Below are 1,600 nucleotides of genomic sequence, written 5' to 3' on the forward strand. Positions count from 1 at the left end.
ATAACTCAACTTTCCCAGCAGCAAAACATGTTTCGAACCTTGAAAAATCCATATAGGTCACGCACATAATAGCAATTGGCACCTCAGATAACTTGGCAATGCGTTTAAGAATAACTCTGTCATCTTTTCCTGCAGCTTGTTTTTATTAGAAGGTTTTGTCTCTTTTAGTATCCCAATAAGTCTTGTAAGGAGAAGCAACAATGACTGAGAGAATCTTATGTCCTGTAGTTCCTGGCAGTAACTATAGAATAATTCTCCTATTGTCCTGTCGTCAGATTTGTTTCTCGCTTCAATGGACAGCATGGCATATCTCATGAAAACAATGGCAGTTGCTGCTGTCAGCATGTCGTAGCTTCTTCCCTGAAATTCTCTGGCCAAGGCAAGATTGGATTTGCATACCTTGAAAAAGACTTCTATGTCCCACCGTTTCCCGTATATTCTTATGATCTCTTCATCGGGAAGTAATATGTCTGTAGAAAGCAGTGCCAGCCAGTCCTTAGATTTCTTCTCTTGTATGAATACGATTTTTGCATCAGTACATTCTTCCAACTCACAGTCTCTCTGTTCGCGTATTTTGACGCAGACAGATCCAACGATTTTGGAAGAACCACAGGGCTTATTGCAAATGCTGCCGTATATCGATTTTATGTCCTGCCACTTGCCGTTGCAGAAATAGTGGATCTTCTCGGTTATCCGTACCATGCCTATTACATCCCGGTTTTCTCTCTTTACCCTTATTACTGTTTGGGGCAATGTAAACCAACTGTCGAAGAGCACGAATCTTGCAGGTATACTGCCTGCATTGCGAAGCATTTCAATAAGAACATCCGTTGTCGACATCCTTGCCTGCTGGCGTCTCTTATAGCCGTTGGTCCGTTTATCTGTCTCCTGGACCGGACAGAGCACATGTTCATCTTTGGGTGAGCTCAGAAGATTGAAATTAACAGGAAGAAATGTGTTGCCGTCAGACCATCCAAGGGTCAGCATACGAAATCCGCGGCAGTATCTATGGCTTGTATGGTCGAACACCCTTGAAAGCAGTTCTACTTTCTTGCTGCGCTGTCTGCTAAACAGGGAATCATCTGCTATAAGCACCGACTCTCTGTCTTTTCCTGTCAAACGGTCGACTTCTGAAATAAGCTGAGACATTACTTTATACAGGAGTTTTTCCCAGTTGAAATGCTCACTGTTGAGGAAACGGTATGCCGTGTTCTTCCTGAATGTCAGTAAAGCGTCATCCGACAACAGATTCCTATAGAGGTTCTTGCCTGTAAAAACAAGAGCAAACAGCTCTTTAAGTATCTGTGTGCAGCTGAATCCCGATTTCTTGTAAAAGTTTGAGCTTTTAAGCTGTTTGGATATATTTATTTTGGAAAAGAAATGGTCGACCGATGACTTAAAGACGTGGCGGTTATCATTTATATCTGCTATAATGCTTGTCATGGGAAAGCCTCCTTATATGTTGGTATTACTTGATTTGTCGCTATTTCAATTATACCACATAAGGGGCTTTCCTCTTGTTTTTATCGCGTGATCCTATATGTAGTTTTCAAGGTCCAAATCTCGCTTCTCATCTATTCTTGAGGTGGGAAAGTTGAGT

General features: G+C 41.8%; 1 protein-coding gene. It reads right to left on the reverse strand.

The genetic code is table 11. The annotated features are described in order from the left end of the window. Positions 1-57 precede the first annotated feature (57 nt). Positions 58-1,443: a transposase gene (locus OLM33_10065; protein ID MCW1713995.1), complete on the reverse strand. Its 1,386-nt coding sequence runs from the start codon at positions 1,441-1,443 to the stop codon at positions 58-60. Positions 1,444-1,600: the final 157 nt, after the last annotated feature.

This window comes from Synergistaceae bacterium DZ-S4 (genome assembly GCA_025943965.1).
GTDB classification, from domain to species: Bacteria; Synergistota; Synergistia; order Synergistales; family Synergistaceae; genus Caenicola; species Caenicola nitritireducens.

Bases quoted from the DNA above. Each gene is read 5' to 3' on its own strand.
- OLM33_10065 (MCW1713995.1), bottom strand. From the start codon at position 1,443: ATGACAAGCATTATAGCAGATATAAATGATAACCGCCACGTCTTTAAG.